The sequence below is a fragment of the Polaromonas sp. DSP2-3-2b2 genome (assembly GCF_049895905.1).
GTDB lineage: Bacteria > Pseudomonadota > Gammaproteobacteria > Burkholderiales > Burkholderiaceae_C > Polaromonas.
In genome coordinates this window covers 1-22783 of the sequence record NZ_JAFCTH010000005.1, presented here as the reverse complement: position 1 = coordinate 22783, position 22783 = coordinate 1, and the positions used below count along the sequence as shown (strand labels likewise).

The 22783-nt window shown below is 62.2% G+C and carries 21 protein-coding genes; 12 read left to right on the top strand and 9 right to left on the bottom strand.

Annotated features, from left to right (window positions below):
* Nucleotides 1-111: 111 nt before the first annotated feature.
* The 3 genes from ACP7AD_RS06095 to ACP7AD_RS06085 all read right to left on the bottom strand — a co-directional run bounded on the left by ACP7AD_RS06095 (nt 112) and on the right by ACP7AD_RS06085 (nt 4163).
* The gene (locus ACP7AD_RS06095; RefSeq protein WP_426145559.1) at nt 112-1377 is read right to left on the bottom strand and encodes a M20 aminoacylase family protein; all 1266 of its coding nucleotides are present in this window, start codon (nt 1375-1377) and stop codon (nt 112-114) included.
* A 323-nt stretch (nt 1378-1700) separates the two neighbouring features.
* Nucleotides 1701-2750, bottom strand: coding sequence for a porin (locus tag ACP7AD_RS06090; protein WP_426145557.1), 1050 nt, complete (start codon nt 2748-2750; stop codon nt 1701-1703).
* Nucleotides 2751-3101: 351 nt separating this feature from the next.
* Complete coding sequence (locus tag ACP7AD_RS06085) at nt 3102-4163, bottom strand: porin (RefSeq protein WP_426145555.1); 1062 nt, start codon at nt 4161-4163, stop codon at nt 3102-3104.
* A gap of 738 nt (nt 4164-4901) precedes the next feature.
* On the opposite strand from ACP7AD_RS06085, the gene ACP7AD_RS06080 reads away from it, so the two are divergent.
* Together ACP7AD_RS06080 and coq7 are read left to right on the top strand one after the other, a co-directional pair.
* A complete protein-coding gene (locus ACP7AD_RS06080) occupies nt 4902-6146 on the top strand; it encodes a porin (RefSeq protein ID WP_426145553.1) in 1245 nt (414 codons plus the stop codon).
* A 205-nt stretch (nt 6147-6351) separates the two neighbouring features.
* On the top strand, nt 6352-6981 hold the full coding sequence (gene coq7, locus ACP7AD_RS06075; RefSeq protein WP_426145552.1) for a 2-polyprenyl-3-methyl-6-methoxy-1,4-benzoquinone monooxygenase: 630 nt from the start codon (nt 6352-6354) through the stop codon (nt 6979-6981).
* A 271-nt stretch (nt 6982-7252) separates the two neighbouring features.
* Here the strand turns inward: coq7 and ACP7AD_RS06070 are convergent, their stop codons facing one another.
* Nucleotides 7253-7717 carry an OsmC family protein gene (locus ACP7AD_RS06070; RefSeq protein WP_426145550.1) on the bottom strand — a complete coding sequence of 155 codons (465 nt, stop codon included), beginning with the start codon at nt 7715-7717 and terminating at the stop codon, nt 7253-7255.
* Nucleotides 7718-8045: 328 nt separating this feature from the next.
* On the opposite strand from ACP7AD_RS06070, the gene ilvA reads away from it, so the two are divergent.
* Genes ilvA through ACP7AD_RS06035 form a run of 7 tightly spaced genes read left to right on the top strand, consistent with a single transcriptional unit; the run spans nt 8046 to nt 15335 of the window.
* The gene (gene ilvA, locus ACP7AD_RS06065; RefSeq protein ID WP_426145549.1) at nt 8046-9695 is read left to right on the top strand and encodes a threonine ammonia-lyase, biosynthetic; all 1650 of its coding nucleotides are present in this window, start codon (nt 8046-8048) and stop codon (nt 9693-9695) included.
* A gap of 8 nt (nt 9696-9703) precedes the next feature.
* Nucleotides 9704-10027, top strand: a complete 324-nt coding sequence (locus ACP7AD_RS06060; protein WP_426145547.1) for a cysteine-rich CWC family protein — start codon at nt 9704-9706, stop codon at nt 10025-10027.
* Nucleotides 9990-11042, top strand: coding sequence for a nicotinate-nucleotide--dimethylbenzimidazole phosphoribosyltransferase (cobT, locus tag ACP7AD_RS06055; protein WP_426145546.1), 1053 nt, complete (start codon nt 9990-9992; stop codon nt 11040-11042). Before ACP7AD_RS06060 ends, cobT begins: the two co-directional genes overlap by 38 nt.
* Nucleotides 11043-11050: 8 nt before the next feature.
* Entirely contained in the window at nt 11051-11887 is an 837-nt protein-coding gene (locus tag ACP7AD_RS06050) for an adenosylcobinamide-GDP ribazoletransferase (protein ID WP_426145544.1), read from the top strand.
* Nucleotides 11888-11892: 5 nt separating this feature from the next.
* Nucleotides 11893-12462: a histidine phosphatase family protein gene (locus ACP7AD_RS06045; RefSeq protein ID WP_426145542.1), complete on the top strand. Its 570-nt coding sequence runs from the start codon at nt 11893-11895 to the stop codon at nt 12460-12462.
* A gap of 49 nt (nt 12463-12511) precedes the next feature.
* Complete coding sequence (locus ACP7AD_RS06040; protein ID WP_426145541.1) at nt 12512-13492, top strand: 5'-nucleotidase; 981 nt, start codon at nt 12512-12514, stop codon at nt 13490-13492.
* Nucleotides 13493-13514: 22 nt separating this feature from the next.
* Nucleotides 13515-15335 carry an ABC transporter ATP-binding protein/permease gene (locus ACP7AD_RS06035; RefSeq protein WP_426145539.1) on the top strand — a complete coding sequence of 607 codons (1821 nt, stop codon included), beginning with the start codon at nt 13515-13517 and terminating at the stop codon, nt 15333-15335.
* A gap of 44 nt (nt 15336-15379) precedes the next feature.
* On the opposite strand, the gene queC is transcribed toward ACP7AD_RS06035, so the two are convergent.
* The 3 genes from queC to ACP7AD_RS06020 form a co-directional block, all read right to left on the bottom strand.
* On the bottom strand, nt 15380-16105 hold the full coding sequence (queC, locus tag ACP7AD_RS06030) for a 7-cyano-7-deazaguanine synthase QueC (RefSeq protein ID WP_426145537.1): 726 nt from the start codon (nt 16103-16105) through the stop codon (nt 15380-15382).
* Between the two features lie 75 nt (nt 16106-16180).
* On the bottom strand, nt 16181-16432 hold the full coding sequence (locus tag ACP7AD_RS06025; RefSeq protein ID WP_426145536.1) for a GlsB/YeaQ/YmgE family stress response membrane protein: 252 nt from the start codon (nt 16430-16432) through the stop codon (nt 16181-16183).
* A 61-nt stretch (nt 16433-16493) separates the two neighbouring features.
* A complete protein-coding gene (locus ACP7AD_RS06020; protein WP_426145535.1) occupies nt 16494-17075 on the bottom strand; it encodes a hemerythrin domain-containing protein in 582 nt (193 codons plus the stop codon).
* Between the two features lie 202 nt (nt 17076-17277).
* Between ACP7AD_RS06020 and ACP7AD_RS06015 the strand changes: the two genes are divergently transcribed.
* The 3 genes from ACP7AD_RS06015 to ACP7AD_RS06005 all read left to right on the top strand — a co-directional run bounded on the left by ACP7AD_RS06015 (nt 17278) and on the right by ACP7AD_RS06005 (nt 21390).
* The gene (locus ACP7AD_RS06015; RefSeq protein ID WP_426145533.1) at nt 17278-18738 is read left to right on the top strand and encodes an AAA family ATPase; all 1461 of its coding nucleotides are present in this window, start codon (nt 17278-17280) and stop codon (nt 18736-18738) included.
* Nucleotides 18739-18752: 14 nt separating this feature from the next.
* Complete coding sequence (gene ybaL, locus ACP7AD_RS06010) at nt 18753-20471, top strand: YbaL family putative K(+) efflux transporter (protein ID WP_426145531.1); 1719 nt, start codon at nt 18753-18755, stop codon at nt 20469-20471.
* A 76-nt stretch (nt 20472-20547) separates the two neighbouring features.
* Nucleotides 20548-21390, top strand: a complete 843-nt coding sequence (locus ACP7AD_RS06005) for a DUF4239 domain-containing protein (protein ID WP_426145530.1) — start codon at nt 20548-20550, stop codon at nt 21388-21390.
* On the opposite strand, the gene ACP7AD_RS06000 is transcribed toward ACP7AD_RS06005, so the two are convergent.
* The gene (locus ACP7AD_RS06000; RefSeq protein ID WP_426145528.1) at nt 21374-21622 is read right to left on the bottom strand and encodes a hypothetical protein; all 249 of its coding nucleotides are present in this window, start codon (nt 21620-21622) and stop codon (nt 21374-21376) included. The two genes, ACP7AD_RS06005 and ACP7AD_RS06000, sit on opposite strands and share 17 nt — an antisense overlap.
* Nucleotides 21623-21632: 10 nt before the next feature.
* The gene (locus tag ACP7AD_RS05995; RefSeq protein WP_426145526.1) at nt 21633-22484 is read right to left on the bottom strand and encodes a DNA/RNA non-specific endonuclease; all 852 of its coding nucleotides are present in this window, start codon (nt 22482-22484) and stop codon (nt 21633-21635) included.
* Nucleotides 22485-22783 lie beyond the last annotated feature (299 nt).

The window sequence follows — 22783 nt, the reverse complement described above, 5'->3', positions numbered from 1 at the left end:
GGGCCGGTTGTTTAACGGCTCAGCGCATGGCTTTCGGTTTTTTTAAGAAAAATAGGCCTTTGGCGCATACGCAGCATGCGCAATCAGCTATGTTTTTAGTAGCAAGCACGCTCAGCCTAACGGCATCGAACGCTCCACGATCCCCGCAAACAGCGCCGCGCCTAGCGGCAGCACGCTGTCGTTGAAGTCGTAGCAGCTGTTGTGCAGAAAGCGGCTGCCCACACAGCCCTGCTCACCCTGGCCCAGGCGCAGGTAGGCGCCGGGTTTTTTCTTGAGCATGAAGGAAAAGTCTTCCGATCCCATGCTGGGCTCCAGGTTGCGCTCCACATTCTCAAAGCCCACCAGTTGCTCGGCCACCAGGGCCGTCAGCTGGTATTCGGCCGGCGAGTTGATCGTGGCCGGATAGATGCGTTCGTAGTTCACCGTGGCCGTGGCGCCAAAACCGTCGGCCACCGCAGCGCAAAGCTGCCTCAAGCGCTGCTCGACAAAATCCTGCATCTCGGGCTTGAAAGTGCGCACCGTGCCGACCAGCGTGGCATGGCCGGGCACCACGCTCATCGCCGCCATGTCGCCCGCCTGCATGGCGCACAGGCTGATCACAACATTGTCCATCGCCTTGACATTGCGCGACACAATGCTTTGGATGGCGGTGATGATGTGCGCCGCCACCAGGATCGGATCAACGGTCAGATAGGCGTGAGCGCCATGGCCGCCCTTGCCGGTGATCTCGATGGTGATGCGGTCGGCAGCCGCCATCATGGGGCCGGAATTGATGCCGATGGTGCCGGGTCGCATGGCCGGCCAGTTGTGCATGGCGTAAATCGACTGGACCGGAAAGCGCTCGAACAAGCCATCGCTGATCATGGCCTCGGCGCCGCCGCGCCCTTCTTCCGCCGGCTGAAAGACCAGCACCGCGTCACCTGCAAAATTCCGGGTTTCGGCCAGGTAGCGCGCCGCACCGACCAGCATGGTGGTGTGGCCGTCATGACCGCAGCCATGCATCAGGCCGGGCTTGGCCGATTTCCAACCGAAGTCGTTGTGTTCAAGCATGGGCAGCGCGTCCATGTCGGCGCGCAGACCGGTCATTGGCCTGGAATTCGGTTGTGCAAATCGGGAAGGACTTCCAGGCTGCCGGCCCTTGATGATCGCGACCACGCCGGTTTTTCCAATGCCGGTGTGCACTTCATCCGCTCCGCACAGCTTGAGCGCCTGGGTCACGCGGCTGGCGGTGTAAACCTCTTCAAAACCCAGTTCCGGATGCGCATGCAGGTCCCGGCGGAAAGCGGTCAATTCAGGATGGAAATGGGAAATTTGCGCAAAGGCCCGGCCGCTCACTTGCAAGGGGCGTGGCCGGCCCAATGTAACCGAGTCGCTCATGTCCGCTGACAGCGGTGACAGAGTTTTTTCAAGAAGAGCCGGAGTACGCATGTCTGTTCGATCCTGATTTCAGCAAGTGGTAAATGCTAGGGCGAAACTTTGGTAGCGTAAACATTTGGCGCTTTGCACCAGCGGTATTTGCGTATAAACGACAGTCTGGATGCAAAAACTGGCGAACAACACACGGCTGCAACGCCAACACCTGTGTCAATCTCCGGAAAGCTCAGTGCGCCACGGCAAACCGCCCATAAAAAAACCCCACCGCGGCGACGCGGTGGGGTTTTGTTTTCTGCTTTAACCGCTAGCTTGCGCTAGCTGAAAAATTAGAACGCGTGGCGAACACCCAGACCGTAGGTCGTGATTTCGGTTTTAGGAGCGGAAGCAGCCGTGAAACCAACAAAAGACTCGGTGTTCTGGGCACCGGCGTACAGACGGGTGCGCTTGGACAAGTCATAAGTAGCCAGGACGGAGTAGCCCTTGCCAGTTTGCTCAACGTTGCCGCGCTCGCTCTTGGAACGGGCATAGCCTGCGGAAATGGCAGCTGCACCAAACGGAACCGACACGCCGACTTGGTATTCCTTGTCGTTGAACGTATTGTTCTTGGCCGTGTTGTAGCTACCGGTCAGCTTGGCGACGCCGAGGTCGTAAGAACCGGCAATCATGTTGTACTTGTTCTTGTCCTGAGCGCCAGCAACGGCAGCCAGTTTTTCTTCTTGGTATGCGTAGCCAACCAGAACAGGGCCATTGGCGTACTTGATGTGCAAGCTGGCGTTATCGGTTGCGTCGCCGTTCACGTTTCCAGCAAACGCTGGAGTCGCGGTGGCAGGTGCATTCTTGTTTTCGCCAAAACTGTAAACGACCGCGCCGCTGAAGCCGCTGAAGCTTGGCGAGGTGTAGGCAATCGAGTTGTCAACGCGGCTGGTGTAGTCCTTGAGACCGTTGCCAAACACAGGGATGCTTGCGCTGAAAGTGTTTGCGTCGTAGTTGTGGTTGGTCGCGGTTTGCAGGGCGTAGTACGCGGAGTACTGACGACCCAGGGACACGGTACCAAAATCGCTTTGCAGGCCGACGAAAGCTTGACGGCCGAACAACTGGCCGTTTTGTGCAGAAGAACCAGTGTCAAGGTTGAAGCCGCTTTCCAGCACGAAAATGGCCTTCATGCCGCCGCCGAGGTCTTCAGCGCCTTTCAGGCCCCAACGCGAACCGTTGACACCGCCGGAGGTCACAGCGGTTTGACGCTGCCCAGCGCCGTTGATTTCGGTTTTAGTGCTACCGACGAAAGCATCAGCAACGCCGTACAGGGTGACGGAAGATTGGGCCATTGCGGCGCCAGAGGCAGCCAATACAGCCAGAGCGATGAGTGATTTTTTCATTGAGAATTTCTCCAAGGTTAAACATAGGGCTCCGGCGTGGGGACTGTGCCTGGCTTTCACCTTTGCAGTTCCCCCAGAGACCCGGGCCAACCCCCTTTCGGGAAGTTGGGTCTATTGCACCAGAATGAACCTTGATCCGCAAAGGAATGCGCCACAAAAGCGACTTTCTGTTGCAGTGAAGCGACAAACAAGGCGGCGGCGTGGAGGGAAAACAACGTTGATGCGCCGCCCCTGGAAAGCTTCAATTTTCAGTGCTCTAAATCAGGTGGTCAAAAAAACGAAAAGCCGCTTTGGGTTTTCCCCAAAGCGGCTTTAAAAAGCTCAACGGCCTGGCTTCAAGCCAGGAACTGATCAGAACTTGTGCTGAACGCCCACGGCGAAGGTGTCGGTCTTGACTTCCGAACCAGCAATTTCGTTTTTAGCCATCTGAAGGCCGGTGTACAAGAAGGTCCGCTTGGACAAGCCGTACTTGGCAGCCAGGCCAACACCGGTGCTCTTGACTTCGCCACCGGCGCCGAGCGTGACTTTGGAACGTGCAACGCCACCGGATACGGTGACAGCGCCGAGCGGAACGTCAACGCCAATCTGGTATTCCTTGGCTTTGTCGCTGCCATCTTTCACATTGCCGTAAGCAGCCAGCAGTTTGGCAGGGCCGAAGTCATACGAACCATTGAGTTGCGTGTACTTGGTCGTAGCGTTTGCAGACAATGCACCGCCCTCTTTTTCGGTCTGGTAGGCCAGTGCAGCTGCCACCGGGCCGCCGGCATATTGCACGTTGAAGCTGGCAATCTTGCCTGCGCTTGCCGTTGTCGTCTTGTTCTCGCCAAAGCTGTACATTGCGGCAGCGCTGAAACCGCTGAAGTTTGGCGTTGCGTAGTAAAGCGCATTGCCTGGACGGTCCTGGTAGCTGTTGCTCACCCAGACGCCGGTTGCTGGTGCAAAAATGTTGGCATCGAACGCAGCCGCGCCGCTGCCTTTGACTTCGTCATATGGCGTCCACATCTTGCCGACGCGGACTTCACCGAAACCACCCGACAGGCCAACCCACGACTGGCGGCTAAAAACAGAGCTTGACTCTGTCCGGCCAGAAGTAGTGGTCGCACTAAAAGTGAACGGATTAGCATAGCTGCCGGAAGCACCTGTGCTGACGTCAAAGCCAGATTCCAGCACGAAGTTGGCCTTCAGACCACCACCCAGGTCTTCCGAACCTTTCAGGCCGAAACGGCTGGTGTTGAAACCGCCGCTGTCCACCACGGTCTGGCGCGTCGATGTGGTGGCAAATCCAGGCGATGAAAGCTTGACCCTGCTGGTGCCTACATAGGCATCGACCAGACCATAAAGGGTCACGCTGGACTGAGCGGATGCAACGCCGGAAGCGGCGAGAACGGCCAAGGCGATCAAATTCTTTTTCATTCAAAAACTCCAAAAGTGGAAAACAATAAGGCTGGTTTCAAAACATTGCTTGAGGGCTTTCTGGTTAACCCTTGATTGATTTAACCAAACTGTCACATTCAAGGCAAAGTCTTTTAACCCAAAAGCAACTTATATGCCTCCTCTGTTGGCGACAAGCAACACCGTTCGCAACATGGGTAGATTCCTTGGCAGAGCAACTTAAAAACTGCACGACTGCAGGGCGTTTTTGCACACTCCCCGCCTTTGCAAGCACCAAAACAGTGCACGCTTCGATATTTATTCTTGAACAGCAAATACCAGTGCATCGGCAGCAACAAAAGCCTGCACAGTTCACATCGCCGATTCCGCCCTGCGGACGGTTTAAAACACAAGCAATTCAAAAACGAAGCATTCATAGGTTTTAAAGTCTCTTTATTACAACAATTATTAAAAATGTATTAGCCGGTCTCGAAAACTTTCGCAACAGCACGCCAACGCAAGGAACGTGCACTGCGATGAGATGGCCCATGCTGATTTGAGGGACAAAGACAAGAACACAGTGACTTTGGCGCCCTCGCCTATCCGTTTGCAAGTTGTTGAAATTACAGGGTTTTCCCTTGTCCCACATGTGATACCCCTGCGTGGTAACACTCTTTACGTGTTTTGGCTTCGCAATTAATCTTGCCCTGTCGAAACCACCGACACCGTGATGGCGCGTTGAAAACCTTTCCTTATCAAATCAAGAATCCTGGAGACTTCATGAAAAAACTCACTCTCGTTGCAACTGCCGTGCTCGGGCTGCTGTCTGCGTCCGGCGCCATGGCGCAAAGCACCGTGACGCTTTACGGCTTGGTTGACGCGGGCTACAACCATGTCAGCGGCCTGAAGAATGGCTCTTTCAACGGCATCGCCAGCGGCATCATGGAAGGTTCGCGATTCGGCCTTCGCGGCACTGAGGACATCGGCGGCGGCTACAAGGCCATCTTCACGCTGGAAAACCGCCTGGAACTGGACACCGGTTCGGTGACGAATCGCCCCAACTCGGGCAACCAGTTGCCTGATCGCATTGGGACCACCGTGAATGCCAACCTGCCTGCTGGTCTCTCCGGAACCCCACTTGCACTCGGCACCATCTCAGCTATTAACACCGCTATTGGCACGAACGCATTTGGCGTCAACCTTGCTGGCAACCTGTTTGATCGCCAGGCTTTCGCTGGATTGATCACACCCTTTGGAGCTTTCACGCTAGGCCGCCAATACACACCGGCCTATCTCACCAGCGCCGCATTCGACGCTTCGGGCACCCAATCCAGCCTGGCAATTGGACAGGTTGCCAGTTTGCCGGCTGCGTTTGACATCCGGCTGAGCAACACCCTGCAGTACGGCATCAAAACAGGCGGTATCACCGCAACACTCATGTACGGCGCGGGCGAAGTACCAGGCAACAGTTCCGCAGGCCGGTTTCTGGGTGCCATGGCGATGTACACAGGCGACGGCTTCGCTGTAGGTTATGGCCACAATGAAAAGAAAAATGAGCGCGGCGAGAAGTCCCTGCACAACGATGTGTTTGGCGCCAATGTAACGATAGGCCCCGGCACCTTGTACGGTCAGTACGTCACGATCAAGGATGACAATCCATCGGGTCTGTCGCCATTTTTTGTGACCGCCGGCCCTGTTTTCCAAGGCGCCTACAACGCCGCATTCAGGCAAGACGCCCGGCTGATGCACATCGGCTACAAGTTCATCACTGGCCCGCACACCATCGTCACCGCTTACAACCGGCTCGACGACAAGCGCGCCGTCAATGCCGACACAGACTCCTACGGCGCGACCTACACCTATGCCCTGTCCAAGCGCACCAACCTGAATGCGGTGCTGACGCGCTTCAACAACAAGGGGCAGGGCCAGGTCGCACCGGGGGGCGCTGGCTTCCTGGGCGGCGTGACGGCTTCTCCTGGCACGGATTCGACCAACGTGGCTTTCGGTATTCGCCACACGTTTTAAAGGTAGCTCCGGCCCTGACGCCGGATGTGTTTGGCCTCAAGCCCCCTTTTGGGGGCTTTTTCAATTCCTTGCAGCTTGGCGCGCGGGCGCTAACATGGCGGGAATGTCACCGATCCTGTCACGGCCCGATTGTCCCGAATGATTTGGCAGGCCTTGCAGCGTTGCCCCTTGTTTCGCACCCAGCACGTACTGATGAAAGCTGACCATGACCACTGCCCTTGACCTTGCCATGAACGCCGCAGACGGCGCCTTGCGCACCCTGTTTTCCAAACCGCATGCCAGCCGCGCCTGCCCCACGGTGCCGGCCCATGCGACCGACTTGAGCGCCGAAGACAAAGTCCGGTCAGGCGCGCTGATGCGCGTCAACCATGTGGGCGAGGTTTGCGCTCAGGCGCTGTATGCGGCGCAGGCGCTGGGAACGCGCGACCCGGTGCTGCGCAAGCATTTCCTGGACGCCAGCCGCGAGGAAGGCGACCACCTGGCCTGGACCAAGGACCGGCTGGACGAACTGGGCGCCCGCCCTTCCTTGCTCAACCCCTTGTGGTATGCAGGCGCATTCGGACTGGGCCTGGTGGCCAGCCGCCTGGGCGACCGGCTGAGCCTGGGCTTTGTGGTGGAAACCGAGCGCCAGGTCGAAGCCCACCTGGCCAGTCACCTGGAGCATCTGCCGCAGGGCGACCATGAATCGCGCGCCATTGTGGCGCAGATGAAGGACGACGAAGCGCACCATGCCAGGATGGCGCAGGACGCGGGCGGCGTGCAGTTGCCCGCGCCGGTCAGGCTGATGATGCGTTCCGCCGCCAAGGTGATGACGACGGTGGCGCACCGGATTTAAAGATTTATCAGTGGCTAAACAGCTTGCCTAAAATCAGCAAGACAAGCGCTGTGTTCAATCCGACAGCCCACTTTAAAACAAGAAGATCAGCTTTCATGGGGTTAAGAGATTGCTCCAAAGCGATCTGCAAGTCTCTTTTTGTCACCAGATCGTCCTACGCCTCGGCAATGACGCGAACCACGGCTTCGGCTTGTTCTGCGGTGAAACCTGAAGCCTTGAGCTTGTCGCTGAGCTTGAGGGAATCAAATGTGATGGTAGCCATGACGTCTATTTAAGCAGAAATCTCTACCAATTCAAAACTGGTGGTGATGTCCGCCGTCTTGCCCAGCATGATGGTGGCCGAGCAGTATTTGTCGTGGCTCATGGCTATGGCGCGCTCCACGGCGCTGTCACTTAGCTTGCTGCCGGTCACGACAAAATGCATATAGATTTTGGTGAATACCTTGGGGTCCACGGGTGCCCGTTCGGTGCTGAGCCTGACCGTGCAGCCGCGCACATCGTGGCGGCCGCGCTTGAGAATCAAGACTACGTCGTAGGCCGTGCAGCCACCCGCGCCGGCCAGCACGGTTTCCATTGGGCGGGGCGCAAGGTTGGCGCCGCCGTTTTCAGGCTTGATGACATCGGGCGCGCCATCCATGACCAGCGTGTGGCCGCTGCCGGTTTCGGCCAGGAAGGTCATTCCCGATTTCGATCCATTGGCCGCATTGCCGCCGGTCCAGCTCACTGTGCATTCCATAACTACTATTCCTTGTCCAAGATGATTGTTGTTGTTGCCGACCCTGCCTGTATTCACTGCGCTGGCGGAAGGGGCATCGCCTTGTAGGTAAAAACCCCTAAACCCTGTCATCATGCGACTTTTGCCACAGACTAATGCTGCAGTGCAGCATTGACCCCGATATAATCGACTCATCGCAAAAACACACGGTCCCAACTGACCCGCCGTATTTTTGCACTGGTTGTCTCCTCCACCTCCTCAAAGGGTGGATTTACAGGCCCAGACCGCATGGTCTGGGCCTTTTTTTTCGTACGCCTATGATCATCAGGTTCTGCTGCGAGAAAAAAACATGCCTTCTGCTAAAAAATCCATCCCTGCCGCTGCCTCCACGACCGCCGCAAAAACCGGCCCCAAGGTTTCCGCCAAAACAGTCCTGATTCCTTTGTCCAGGACGCTCAAGCCCGCCGACTACCTGAAAAAAATCCTGACCGCCCGGGTTTATGACGTGGCGGTCGAGTCGGCGCTGGAGCCGGCCAAGAACCTGAGCCTGCGCCTGAACAACACGGTGCTGCTCAAGCGCGAGGACCAGCAGCCGGTGTTCAGCTTCAAGCTGCGCGGCGCCTACAACAAGATGGCGCACCTGACCCCGGCGCAGCTTAAAAAGGGCGTGATTTGCGCCTCGGCCGGCAACCATGCGCAAGGCGTGGCCATGAGCGCGCAAAAGCTCGGCAGCCGCGCGGTGATCGTCATGCCGACCACCACACCGCAGCTCAAGATCGACGCGGTCAGGGGCTGGGGCGGCGAGGTCGTGCTGCACGGCGACAGCTATTCGGATGCCCATGCGCATTCGCTGACGCTGCAAAAAGAGCAGGGCCTGACCTTTGTCCATCCGTTTGATGACCCGGACGTGATTGCCGGCCAGGGCACGATTGCCATGGAAATCCTGCGCCAGCTGCAAACCCTGGGCTCGCGCCGTCTGGACGCGGTGTTTGTCGCGATTGGCGGCGGCGGACTGATTTCGGGCGTGGCCAACTACATCAAGGCGGTGCGGCCCGAGATCAAGGTGATCGGCGTGCAGATGAACGACTCCGACGCCATGATCCAGTCGGTGGCCGCGAAAAAACGCGTCACCCTTTCCGACGTGGGCCTGTTTTCGGACGGCACGGCGGTCAAGCTGGTGGGCGAGGAAACCTTTCGCATCAGCCGCGAGCTGGTCGATGAGTTCATGACGGTGGACACCGACGCGGTCTGCGCCGCCATCAAGGACGTGTTCGTCGATACGAGAAGCATCGTCGAGCCGGCCGGCGCGCTGGCTGTGGCCGCGATCAAGCAGTACGTCGCCAAGCACAAGACCCAGGGCGAAACCTATGCCGCGATTTTGTGCGGCGCGAACATGAACTTTGACCGCCTGCGCTTCGTCGCCGAGCGCGCCGAAGTCGGCGAGGAGCGCGAGGCGCTGTTTGCCGTGACGATTCCCGAGGAGCGCGGCAGCTTCCGGCGGTTTTGCGAGCTGATCGACCAGTTGCCCGGCGGGCCGCGCAGCGTGACCGAGTTCAACTACCGCATCAACGACAACGCCATGGCCCATGTATTTGTTGGCCTGACTACCTCGACCAAGGGCGAAAGCAGCAAGATTGCCGCGCAGTTCAACCGCCACGGCTTCAAGGCGCTGGACCTGACGCATGACGAACTGGCCAAGGAGCACATCCGCCACATGGTCGGCGGGCACAGCGCGCTGTCGAAAGACGAGCGCCTGCTGCGCTTTGTGTTTCCCGAGCGGCCGGGCGCGCTGATGAAGTTCCTGAGCCTGATGCGTCCCGGCTGGAACATTTCGCTGTTCCACTACCGCAACCAGGGCGCCGACTACGGCCGCATCCTGGTCGGCCTGCAGGTGCCACAGGCCGACAACGGCGCGTTCCAGGAATTCCTGGACACCTTGGGCTACCCGCATGTGGAAGAAACCGACAACCCGGTGTACCGGCTGTTTTTGCAAAGCTGAGCGCCGTCATGGCATCGACTGAACAAAAACCCGACACCTCGATCTGCCCGCGCTGCGGCGCTGGCCTGCGCTGCGGCATGGTGGCCGGCGATGCCGAATGCTGGTGCGTCCAGTTGCCGCATGTAATGCCGGTGCCTTTCCCCCTCCCCTTCTGGGGGAAGGCCGGGGTGGGGGCCGGTACAGGTAGCAATACCTCAGAGAGCCCCCACCCTAACCCTCCCCCAGAGGGGGAGGGAATCGATCCGGCTGCCGCCACCTCCTGCTTTTGCCCCGCCTGCCTCAAACAGATCACCGATGAACGACCACACCCGCTTTCACCTGCCCGCGATTGAATTTACCGCCAACCTCGCTTTAGAGGCCAGGCTGCGGCACAAGATTGACCACAAGACCAAGCCATTGGGCGCGCTTGGCCAGCTCGAAACCCTGGCACTGCAGCTGGGCCTGATCCAGCGCAGCGAGTCGCCTGCGTTGCACAGCCCGCAGATGCTGGTGTTTGCCGCCGACCACGGCATTGCGGCCGAAGGCGTATCGGCCTATCCGCAGGCGGTGACGGTGCAGATGGTCGGCAACATGCTGGCCGGCGGCGCGGCGATCAATGTGTTTGCGCGCCAGCACGGCTTTGCGCTGCAGGTGGTCGATGCCGGCGTCGCCGCCGAACTGCCGGCCCATCCCTGCTTGCAGCCGCGAAAAATCGCCATGGGAACGAAAAACATCTGCCACGAAGCGGCCATGTCGCGGCTTGAGGCACAGGCCGCGCTGGCGGCGGGCATGCAGGTCATGCAGGCGCTGCCGGGCAATGTCGTGGCCTTCGGCGAGATGGGCATTGCCAACACCTCGCCCGCCGCGCTGCTGCTGGCGCGACTGACGGGTGCAAGCATTAACGACGCCACCGGGCGCGGCACCGGCCTGGACGACGCGCAATTGCGGCACAAGCAAGGTGTCTTGATGCGCGCCCTGGCCCGCCATCCGGCGACTGATCCGCTTGACGCCGTGGGCGAACTGGCGGCGCTGGGCGGCTTTGAAATCGCCATGATGGCCGGCGCCATGCTGCAGGCGGCCAGCGAACGGCGCGTGGTGCTGGTCGACGGCTTCATCGCGGGCGCTAGCGCGCTGGTGGCGCAGGCCTTGGTGCCCGCTGTGCGCGACTACCTGGTGTTTTGCCACCGCTCCGCTGAAACCGGCCACCGCCTGCTGCTGTCGTACCTGGAGGCTAGGGCGCTGCTCGAACTCGACCTGCGCCTGGGCGAAGGCACCGGCGCGCTGCTAGCCTGGCCCTTGGTGCAGTCGGCGGCAAATTTCCTCAATGAAATGGCCAGTTTCGAGTCGGCCGGCGTGAGCGAAAAGTAAGCGCCTTGATGCTCCGGTTCATTCGCCACTACCTGCTGGCCGTGCAGTTCTTCACCCGCATTCCGGTCACCGGACGGCTGGCCGAATGGGTGGGCTACAGCCCCGAGATGCTGCGCGCCAGCGCCGCGCACTTTCCGGGCATCGGCGTGGTGATTGGCGGCGCGGCAGCTAGCGTCTTTGCGCTGCTGCTCCTGCTGCTGCCCGACACGACCTTCACGCCGCTGGTGGCGGCGGCGCTGTCCACCGTCGCAACGGTCTGGCTCACCGGCGGCTTTCATGAAGACGGCCTGGCCGACGTGGCCGACGGCCTGGGCGGCAGCTACGACCGGGACCGCGCACTGGAGATCATGAAGGACTCGCGCGTTGGCGCGTTCGGCGCCATGGCGCTGGTGCTGGCGCTGCTGTGCAAAGTGGCGCTGCTGGCGCTGCTCGGCTCGGTCGAGGTGATGGCCGATGCCGAGGACACCGCGGCTTTTGGCGGCTGGTATGTATGCGCCGCGCTGTGGCTGGCCCATGTGGTGTCGCGCACCTTGCCGCTGGTGATGATTCGACTGCTGCCGCATGTCGGCGACACCGCCACGTCCAAATCCAAGCCGCTGGCTGACCAGATCTCCGGGGGCGGTCTGGCGATTGCTTTTTTATGGTGTTTTGGTGCTCTTGCGCTTGCCAGTCCTGTATTTGATGCTATCAATCTTGCGTTTGCCTGCGGCCTGTCGGTGCTGGCGCTGCTGGGGCTGCTGCGCTTTTTCAGGCGCCGGCTGCAAGGTTTTACCGGCGACTGCCTGGGCACCGCGCAGCAAGTCTGCGAAATCGCGTTTTACCTGGGGCTGGCAGTCAGCCTCTGATCTCAATGAAGCTCTGGCTGGCCCGTCACGCACAACCGCTGGTGGACGCCGGCGTTTGCTATGGCCGGCTCGACATGGCGGCGGACGCCAGCGCCACCGCCGAATGCGCCAAAGCGCTGGCCGCGCTGCTTCCCGTCGGTAGCCGCGTCATCAGCTCGCCGCTACAAAGATGTGAGCAGCTTGCGCACGCCCTGTATGCGCAAAGGCCCGATTTGGCTTATAAAACCGATGCCCGGCTGCAGGAAATGGACTTTGGCCAGTGGGAAGGCCGCGCTTGGCAAGCCATCGACCAGGACGAACTCGAAGCATGGACCAGCGACTTTGCGAACTACAGCGTGGGCCATGACGGCGAGAGCGTGGCCCGCTTCATGGCGCGCGTCGCCTCAGCCTTCGATGCGCTGCCTGGCCCGGGCGATGGCGCTGCCGATACCGTGTGGATCACCCATGCCGGCGTGATCCGGGCGGCCTGCCTGCTGGCCCAAGGCCAGCGCCATATCGAGCGCGCCGACCAGTGGCCGCTGGACGCGCCGAAATATGGACAATGGCGGCTGGTCAAGCGGCACGCCGGCCCGTGACGGCGGCGCGCCAGACATCCAAAAAAGCAACGCAAGGAGGGGCAAACCCATGTCGGCAAGTCTTGAGGGCCAGCTCGTGGTGGCGATTTCCTCGCGCGCGCTGTTTGATTTCGAGGAAGAAAACCAGGTTTTTGAAACCGGCTTCGCGCCAGGCCTGGACCCGCAGACGCCGCCGGGCGTGAAAAAAGACGCGGCCTACATGAAGCTGCAGCTGGAGCGGCTCGATGTGCCGGCCAAGCCGGGCGTGGCGTTTTCGCTGGTCAAGAAGCTGCTGGCCTTCAACGATGCGCCTGAAAGCGCCGGGGAGATCATCAACCCGGCGGCGCCGCGCCAGCGCGTCGAAGTCGTCGTGCTGTCGCGCAACGACCCGGTGTCGGGCATGCGCGTGTTCCGCTCGGCCCAGCACTACGGCCTGAACATCCAGCGCGGCACCTTCAACCGGGGCGCGCCGCCGTGGCGCTACCTCAAGCCGCTGCACGCCAACCTGTTTTTGTCCACCCACCTCAGCGATGTGCGCGCCGCGCTGCAAGCGGGCGTTCCGGCCGCGCAGGTCTATCCGCATTCGGTGCGCGCCAGCGACGCGCATCCGAACCAGGTGCGGATTGCCTTTGACGGCGACGCGGTGCTGTTTTCGGACGAAGCCGAACTGGTGTTTCAGGCGCAGGGCCTGAGCGCTTTCCAGGCGCATGAACGCGACAAGGCCGCGCAGCCGCTGCTGGCCGGCCCGTTCAAGCCGCTGCTGGAGGCCTTGCAACGGCTGCAGCAGGCGGGCACCTCGCGCATGAGCATTCGCACCGCGCTGGTCACGGCGCGCAGCGCGCCGGCGCATGAGCGCGCGATTCGCACGCTGATGAACTGGAACATCGAGGTCGATGAAGCCATGTTCCTCGGCGGGCTGGCCAAGGGCGAGTTCCTGCGCGAGTTCGAGCCCGATTTTTTCTTTGATGACCAGACCGGCCATGTCAACTCGGCGGCGCAGCATGTGCCGGCCGGGCATGTGGTCAGCGGCGTGTCGAACCCGCTGTTGTGAATTTTTGCCAAGAGACTACTGAATGACCCTGCCTGCACGCATCGCCCAAAAGCTGCGCGACTTCAACCATTTCAAAAACCGCGTCTGGGCCTTGTCAGCGCCCTACTTTCGCTCCGAGGACAAATGGAAGGCGCGCGGCCTGTTGCTGGCCATCGTGCTGCTGAACCTGGGCGCGGTGTACATGCTGGTGCTGCTCAACGAATGGAACCGGGTGTTTTACGACGCGCTGCAGAACAAGGACGCGGCGGTGTTCTGGACGCAATTGGCGCGCTTCACCTACCTGGCGTTTGCCTTCATCATCATCGCGGTCTACCGCTTCTACCTGACGCAGCTGCTGGAGGTGCGCTGGCGCGCCTGGATGACGGCGCACTACCTGCAGCGCTGGCTCAGCGACCATGCTTTTTACAAGATGGAACTGGCGCGCTTCACCAGCGAAGGCAGCGCAAGCACGGGCACGCCGGACAACCCGGACCAGCGCATCCAGGAAGACATCAACCTGTTCACCACCTACAGCATCTCGCTGAGCATGGGCCTGCTGAACGCGGTGGTCACGCTGGTGAGCTTTGTCGGCATCCTGTGGTCGCTGTCGGGCGCATTTGCCTTCAACTTCAATGGCGCCAGCTACTCCATTCCGGGCTTCATGGTCTGGATGGCGGTGCTGTACTGCGTGGCCGGCAGCGTCATCACGCACTACATCGGCCGACCGCAGATCAGGCTCAACTTCCAGCAGCAGCGCGTGGAAGCCGACTTTCGCCACCACATGGTGCGGGTGCGCGAATACAGCGAATCGATTGCGCTCGACAAGGGCGAGGCGGTGGAACGCGCGCAGCTGGACACGCGCTTTGCCGCCGTGCTGGCCAACTACCTGCAGCTCATCAAGAAACAGAAGAACCTGGTCTGGTTCACCAACTTCTTTGGCCAGGCGGCGGTGGTGTTTCCGTTCATCGTCGCCGCGCCGCGCTTTTTCAGCGGCGCCATCCAGCTTGGCGAGCTGATCCAGATTTCATCGGCGTTCGGCCGGGTTCAGGATTCGCTGAGCTGGCTGGTGGACAACTACAGCGCCCTGGCCGCCTGGCGCGCCACGACCGACCGGCTGACCAGCTTTGAAGACAATATTAGTGCCATCACGCAACAGGGACGGGCGCAAGTAGCTATTAATTCAGTAGCAAACAATGCCAACCCACTGGCGGCGGGAACGCTGGCCGTCAACAATTTATCGCTCAAGCTACCGACCGGCGCGACCTTGCTGAGCGGCGTGTCGCTGCAGGCCGGGCCGGGCGAAAGCGTGCTGCTCAAGGGCCCGTCGGGCAGCGGCAAATCGACGCTATTCCGCGCGCTGGCGGGCATCTGGCCGTTTGCCACAGGCCAAACGCAACTGCCGGCGGACGCCATGTTCATTCCACAGCGGCCCTACTTTCCCGATGGCAGTTTGCGCAATGCGCTGGCCTATCCGCAACCGGCCGCGCAGTACGACGACGCGGCCCTGAAGCAGGCACTGCTTGACGCGCTGCTGCCGCAGCTGACCGGCCGGCTCGACGACGAAGACGCCTGGAGCCAGAAGCTCTCGGGCGGCGAGCAGCAGCGCCTGGCGATTGCCCGGGTGTTGCTGAAAAAGCCGCGCTGGATTTTTGCCGACGAGGCCACCAGCGCGCTCGACGAAGCGGCCGAAAAAACCATTTACGACAAGTTGCTGGCCAGCGTCAAGGCGGCCAGCGGCAGCCTGGTGTCGATTGCCCACCGGCCGACCGTGGCGGCTTTCCATGGCCGGCTGTGGGAACTGGAGAAACAGCCGCCAGGCGCGCCAGCGCTGTACCGGGTGCAGGAAAGCAAGCGTGCAAAGTAGATGCTGTCAGCAATGACGGGCGAAAAATTGTTTTTTGCCAGAGGCTAGACGGCTTGGGTGTAGCGCTCAAAGCCGCGCGCCCGCAACTCACACGCCGGACATTCGCCGCAGCCGTAACCCCAGGCATGCCGGTGCGTGCGGTCGCCCAGGTAGCAGGTGTGGGTGTGCTCCACGATCAGCTCCACCAGCGGCTGGCCGCCCAGCGACTCGGCCAGTGCCCAGGTGTCGGCCTTGTCTATCCACATCAGCGGGGTTTCGATCCGAAAGCGCTTGTCCATGCCCAGCGACAGCGCCAGCTGCATGGCCTTCATGGTGTCGTCGCGGCAGTCGGGGTAGCCTGAAAAGTCGGTTTCGCAGACGCCCGTGACCAGCACCTGCAAATCGCGCCGGTAGGCCAGCGCGGCCGCCAGCGTCAGGAACAGCAGGTTGCGCCCCGGCACGAAGGTGTTGGGCAGGCCCGAGCTTTCCATCTTGAAGGCCACGTCGCGCGTCAGCGAGCAGTCGCTGACCTGGCCCAGCACGGCCAGGTCGAGCAGGTGGTCTTCGCCCAGTTTTGCGGCCCATGGCGGAAACTGGTTTTTCAGTTCGCGCAGCACGTTCAGTCGGGCATCGAGTTCTACCCGGTGGCGCTGGCCGTAGTCAAAGGCGATGGTCTCGACGCGCTGGTACTTGCTGAGCGCCTGCGCCAGGCAGGTGGTGGAATCTTGCCCGCCTGAAAACAGGACCAGGGCAGAAGTGTGGGCGCGGGAGATGGAGGCAGGCTTGTTCATGGCAGAAGGAAATTTGCCGTATTGTCGCCTGCCCTCCAGGCCATTCAAGGGCTGTTCAGGCGTAGGCGGCGCGCCTCAAGCTTTCCTGCCGGTCACCATGCGGTAAAGGAACAGCAGGATGATCGAGCCAAGGACTGCGGCAATGAACCCGGCCGATTCGCCGGGCCGGTAAAAGCCGAGCGCTTGGCCCAGATACGTGGCAATGACGGAGCCGACGATACCGATAATCGCGGTGATGACAAAGCCTCCCGGGTCGCGGCCTGGCATCAGGAATTTGGCCACGATGCCGACGATCAAGCCAATGATGATGGTCCAGAGAATGCTCATTTTTTTCTTTCAGTGTGGTTAAAAAATTCGGGTAAGGGCGCGGTCAGGGTGGCTGAAGGAATCAAAGGGCCAGGGACAGCTCGGCCACCGGCGTGACAGCCTTGCTGTCCTCCTGGGCCATCAGTTCTTCCTTGCGCTGCTTGAGCTGCTCGGCCAGGCTGGTCAGGTCCAGCTTGCTGGCGCGCGCCTTGACGAACATATCGGTGCGCTCTTCCTTGACGTGGTGGTCGATGTATTCGCCGAGCACCGTCACCTTGGCATCGAACAGCTCATCGGCCGGGTCCATGGCCTTGATCTGCGCGATCAGGTCCTTGGCGCTGGCATGCTCGACCGTGGCCTCGTTCAACAGGGCGTTGTCCTTGATGGCCTTGCGCACCGCCGGGTAGAAAATTTCTTCCTCGATGGTGGCGTGAACTGTCAGCTCCTTGCAGATCTGGTCAGCCAGCTGGCGCTTTTTGGCGGGGGAACGGCTGCGGCTTTCAGTCAGGCTTTCGTATTCCTTGAACAGCGCCTTGACGGCCTTGTGGTCCGCATCGAGCAGATCGCAGGCGTCCTTTTGCCGTTTGGCCGTGGAGGGTGCCCGGGCCGGTGTGGTCTTGGCGCTGGGGGTTGATGGCTTTCTGGTGGCGGCTGTAGTTGCCATGGCGGGTTCCTCATGGTTGCTGGGTTCATGGACCGACACATGCCGGACAGGTAGAGATTCCCATGGCAGCACATGCGGCCCCTGTCGGAAAACGCGCAAACCAGCGTAGGAGCAGGCACAATCCGCGCGCGCGGCGCTGCTCGGAAAACATTGCCCTGCCGCAAGAGGCGTCCAGCCTCTGGCATGTGCTAACTTGCAAGTCATGCGCAATACCCATTCCCTTGACCAGGCCCGGAGCCTGGTCGGCAAGCTCGCTGGCAGGCTGGGCGCCGACCTGATCGAAACCCATATCTCTTGGGTGCTGCTGGCCGGCGACAGTGCCTACAAGATCAAGAAACCGGTGAGTCTGCCGTTTGTCGATTACACCGCGCTGCAGGCGCGTCGGCATTTTTGCGAGGAGGAGCTGCGGCTGAACCGCCGCCTGGCGCCTTCGCTTTACCTGGGCGTGGCACGCATCACCGGCACCCCCGAGGCACCAGCGCTGGACACAAGCGGCCCGGCGCTGGAATACGCCGTGCGCATGCGCCGTTTTCCAAAAGGCGCGCTGTTCGCCGAACAGGTCACGGCCGGAACGCTGTCCAGCCTCGACGTTGACCGGCTGGCAGACCTGCTGGCCGATTTTCACAAAGCCCAGGCGCCGGCCGAACCGGCGGCGGGATTCGCCAGCGCCCAAGCCCGGCACATGGCGGCGCGGGCAGCGCTCCAGGGCGCGCTGGCGGTGGCCAGCCCAACCGAACAAGCGCAGCTGCACGACTGGCTCGAATCCGAAGCGGCCGGACTGCAAGCGCTGTGGACGCAGCGCCGCCATGCAGGCCGGGTGCGCGAATGCCACGGCGACCTGCACCTGGACAACGTCGTCAGCCTGGAAGGCAGCGTGGCCGCGTTCGACGGCATTGAATTCAACCCGGCGCTGCGCTGGATCGATGTGCTCGACGACATCGCCTTTCCCGTGATGGACTTCATGGCCCGTGGCCGGGCGGACTTCGCTTTCCGGCTGCTCAACCGCTGGCTGGACGGCACCGGCGACCATGCCGGCCTGCCGGCGCTGCGCTTTTCGCTGGTGTACCGCGCGCTGGTACGGGCGCAGGTCGAGCACCTGAACGGACCGGGGCATGAAGCCGCCGCGCGCCGCTACTTGGACACCGCGCTGGCACTGGCGCAGCCCGGCCAGCCCCGGCTGTTCATCACCCACGGCCTGCCGGGCTCAGGCAAGACTTTTGAGTCGCAAAAGCTGCTGGAGCGCGAGGGCGCCATCCGGCTGCGCTCTGACGTGGAGCGCAAGCGCCTGTTCGGACTAAACATGCTGGCCGATTCGCGCGCCAGCGGGCTGGACCTGTACCGGCCGGAAACCACCGCAGACACCTATGCGGAACTGTTCCGGCTGGCCAGGGGCGCGCTGCAGGCAGGCTGGCCGGTCATTCTCGATGCCGCGTTCCTTCACCGCACCGAACGCTCTCAAGCCCTGGCGCTGGCCGGCGCCCTGGGCGTGCCGTTTTCGATCATTGACTGCCAGGCATCGCCGCAGGTGCTGCGCGAACGCCTGCAGGCGCGGCGCGGGGATGCGTCGGAAGCAACCGTCGAGGTGATTGACCATCTGCGCCGGTCCGCCGAGCCGCTCACCGCCGAAGAATTCAAGCATGTCCTCCCGGCATCCGGCCCTTGATACCACCCCGACGCATGGAACACAACATCCCCCTCATCACCACGATTGCCGCCGGCTTCGGCATGGCGCTGATCCTGGGTTTCATCGCCGAGCGCTTGAGAGTGCCGGCGCTGGTCGGCTACCTGGTCGCCGGCATCCTGATCGGCCCGGCAACGCCGGGTTTCGTCGCCGACGTACACATCGCCTCGCAGCTCTCGGAAATCGGCGTCATGCTGCTGATGTTCGGCGTCGGGCTGCATTTCTCGCTCAAGGACCTGCTGGCCGTCAGGCGCATTGCCGTTCCCGGCGCCGTGGTGCAGATGACGCTGGCCACGCTGCTCGGCATGGGCCTGGCCTGGTGGTGGGACTGGAGCTGGGGCGCCGGCCTGATCTTCGGGCTGTCGCTGTCGTGCGCCAGCACCGTCGTGCTGCTCAAGGCGCTGGAAGCGCGCGGCGTGCTGAACACGATGAACGGCCGCATTGCCGTGGGCTGGCTGGTGGTCGAGGACCTGGCCACGGTGCTGGTGCTGGTGCTGCTGCCGCCGCTGGCCGGCGTGCTCGGCGGCGCGCCTGCCGTGGAAGGCGCCGCGCCGCTGTGGCGCACCATCGGACAGACGCTGCTCGGCGTGTCGGCGTTCATCGCCTTGATGCTGATCGTCGGCCGCCGCGCGCTGCCGTGGATGCTGTGGCAGGTGGCGCGCACCGGCTCGCGTGAACTGTTCACCCTGGCGGTCGTGGCAACGGCCATCGGCATTGCCTACGGCGCAGCGGCGCTGTTCAATGTGTCGTTCGCGCTGGGCGCCTTTTTTGCCGGCATGGTGATGCGCGAGTCCGAGTTCAGCCACCGTGCGGCGCATGAATCGCTGCCGCTGCGCGATGCGTTCTCGGTGCTGTTTTTCGTGTCGGTCGGCATGCTGTTCGAGCCGGCCATTTTGATACAGGAGCCGGTCCATGTGCTGGGCGTGGTGGCCATCATCATCGTCGGCAAGGCGCTGGCCGCGCTGGTGCTGGTGGTGGCTTTGCGCTATCCGCTCAACACCGCGCTGACCGTTGCCGCCAGCCTGGCGCAAATCGGCGAGTTCTCGTTCATCCTGGCCGGGCTGGGCCTGTCGCTCGGCCTGCTGCCGGCCGAGGGCATGAGCCTGGTGCTGGCCGGCGCGCTGATTTCGATTGCGCTCAACCCGCTGCTGTTTGCCGGCATCGCGCCGTTCCAGCGCTGGCTGCTTGAATGCTCCGCGCTGGCGCGGCGCCTGGAGCAGCGTGGCGACCCTTACGCCGAGTTGCCGATCAACACCAAAAACCAGTTCCTGCACGGGCAGGTCGTGCTGGTCGGCTATGGCCGGGTGGGGCGGCGCATTGCCGGCGCGCTGCGCGAGCGCGGCATTCCTTATGTGGTGGCCGAGCAGAACCGGGAACTGGTCGAGGGCTTGCGCAGCCAGGGTATGGCCGCCGTGTCCGGCAACGCAACCGACCCGGCGGTGCTGATCCAGGCGCACATTGCCAACGCCGCCATGCTGGTGGTGGCCACGCCCGACACCATCGACGTGCGCCAGATGGTGGACACCGCCCGCGCACTGAACCCGTCCATCGAAATCGTGCTGCGCACCCACAGTGAGGACGAGTTGCAACTGCTGCGCAAGGACGGCATCGGAACGGTGTTCCTGGGCGAGGAAGAACTCGCCAGGGGCATGGCCGGCCACGTCCTCGAACGCTTTGAGCCGCCGGGCAAGGCACCGGCTGCTGGCCATGCATGAACGGATTCGCACCGCCGGATATGCTTGCCGGCACCCGAACGCCGCCCTGCGCCCGTCGCTATCTTTTTGACCTGACATGAACCCTGAACTGCTGCAAACCTACGACCATTACCTTTATGCGCTGGTCGCCGTGCTCGGGACCGCCCTGGGCGTGGCGGGCCTGCAGTGGCTGCTGTGCCGGTCGCGCTGGGCGGCCTGGGCGCGGTCACTGGCGGGCGTGGCGCCGCCCTTCATCAACATCATCGGCGTGCTGTTCGGGCTGACGCTGGCTTTTCTGGCCAACGACACCTGGAGCGCGCACGACCGCGCCACCAATGCCGTATTCCGCGAAGCCGATGCGCTGCGCAGCCTGGCCACGCTGTCGGCAGCGCTGCCCGAGCCGCTGCAGGGCCGGGTGCGCGCGGCCGTTGCCGGTTACGGCCAGGCCAGCGCTAGCGAGTGGCCGTTGCTGGCCCGGCGCCAGTCCGGCCCACAGGTGCCGGAGCAGGCCGATGCCCTGCTCCGGCTGCTGGCCAGCCAGGACATCGCCAGCGCCTTGCCAGACGCGGTGCATGCGCTGATGCTGCGCAAGGTCAGCGACATTCAGGGCGAGCGCGACCAGCGCATCGGCCTGTCGCAAACCCATGTCAACCCGCTCAAGTGGCTGGGCATGGCTTTTCTGGGGCTGGTCACGCTGCTGTCGCTGGCCGTGGTGCATGCCGACAACGCGCGCGCAGCGCTGGTGGCCATGGTGTTGTTTGCGCTGGCCGCCGCGCCCACGGCCGCGATTGTGCTGATACAGGGCAACCCGTTCCAGCCGCCGGCAGCGGTGTCGCCCGCGCCGATTGCGGCGGCGGTGCAGGGTTTGCAAGGCGTCTTGCCGGTGCTGCCGCCAGCACTGGAAAAGCCGTTGGCACAGAAAGTCAAAAAGGATTTTTGACGACTTGGACGGGCTTGATCTCGACCTTTCCGGGCAGCTTTTCCTCCGCCTCCAGCGCCTGGACCACCTGGTCCATCAGCGCCTGCAGCTCTTTGGCCAGCGCCAGGCCGGCCTGGTCCCGGGTCAGCACCACGTCGCCGGTGAGCGAAATGCGGTCGGTGCGGTTTTCGATCTCCAGCGCGCCGATGCGGATGACGTCGCTTTCGTTGGCATAGGGTTTGAAGTGGCTCATGGCGTTTTCCTTAATGTTTGATCGCGCGGTTGAGGGCATCGATCAGGAGGCTGGTGAAATCGCGCAGCGTGAAGTCGTCTTCCGGCTTGGCTTTCTTTCTGCGGTCTTGCCGGGAATCGGGCTTGGGCAGCGCCATGCCCGCGTCGCGGACGTTCTGCGGCAGGCCGGGCAGCAGGCTCAGGCCGACCATCTTTTCCAGCTTGGCGACGGTGACGACCGCATAGTCGCGGGTGTCGTCGTTGGTGATCAGGTAGGCGCCGGCCTTTTGCTGCGCAGGGCTGTAGATCACCTTCCAGACATGCGTGGGCACCAGCACGTTGCCGATCTTCTTCAGGTTGCCGCCGATGAAGGCCGGGCCGGAAATGACATAGATCTCGCCTTCGGCGGTGGCCAGCTGGCGCGTCGCGCTCTCGATGCCGGCCCAGACGCCGGCATTGCTCTCATGCACCTGGGGCACCATGTTGGCCAGCGAAAACGACTCGGCCTGGGCCTTGCGGGTGGCAAAGTTGGCGTTCGGCGCCATGTGGCCCCGGTCGTAGCCCGAGCGCTCGTAGTCGCTGAGTTCGGCCCGGTCGCGCTCCGGCAGGGCGTCCTCGGCATGAAAGGAGTCCTTGCGCGACAGCTTGCCGGCATTTTTCATGTTCTGGCGCGTCAGGTGCTCGGCTGCGTACAGCGGCGTGCGGGTCAGGCCCGAATGCAGCACCGCAAACGCCCGGAAGCAGATTTCCTGCGTGCGCGGCTGCATCTTGGGGTTGGTGACGACGGGCCGCTGGCCAGCGGCAAAGTGCTGGGGGCAGCCGGTGTTTGCCAGGACGGAGGTGCCGACCAGTACGGTCAGGGAAAAAGCCAGGGTACGGAGCATGGAATGAAAACCGGGGGAATGTTTTTGAAAGGGCGCCAGTGTGCCTCAAGCCGGGGATTGACCGAATTGACCGCCCCCTGCCGCGCAAGGCGCACCTGGAAGGGCTGGACACGCCGGTCCATGGCCGGCAGGAAATGCACCACACCGCGTAGGCGCGGCGGACTTTCGGATTTCAAGCGAAAAACCCTGTTTGCGCATTACTCGCTTGCGCAGGCAGCTATTTATTTAGGGGCTTAGGAAGCAGAGGCGATTAAAGCGGGTTGCTTCTGAGCAAGGCCAGCAGGGCATGATAAAGGCTT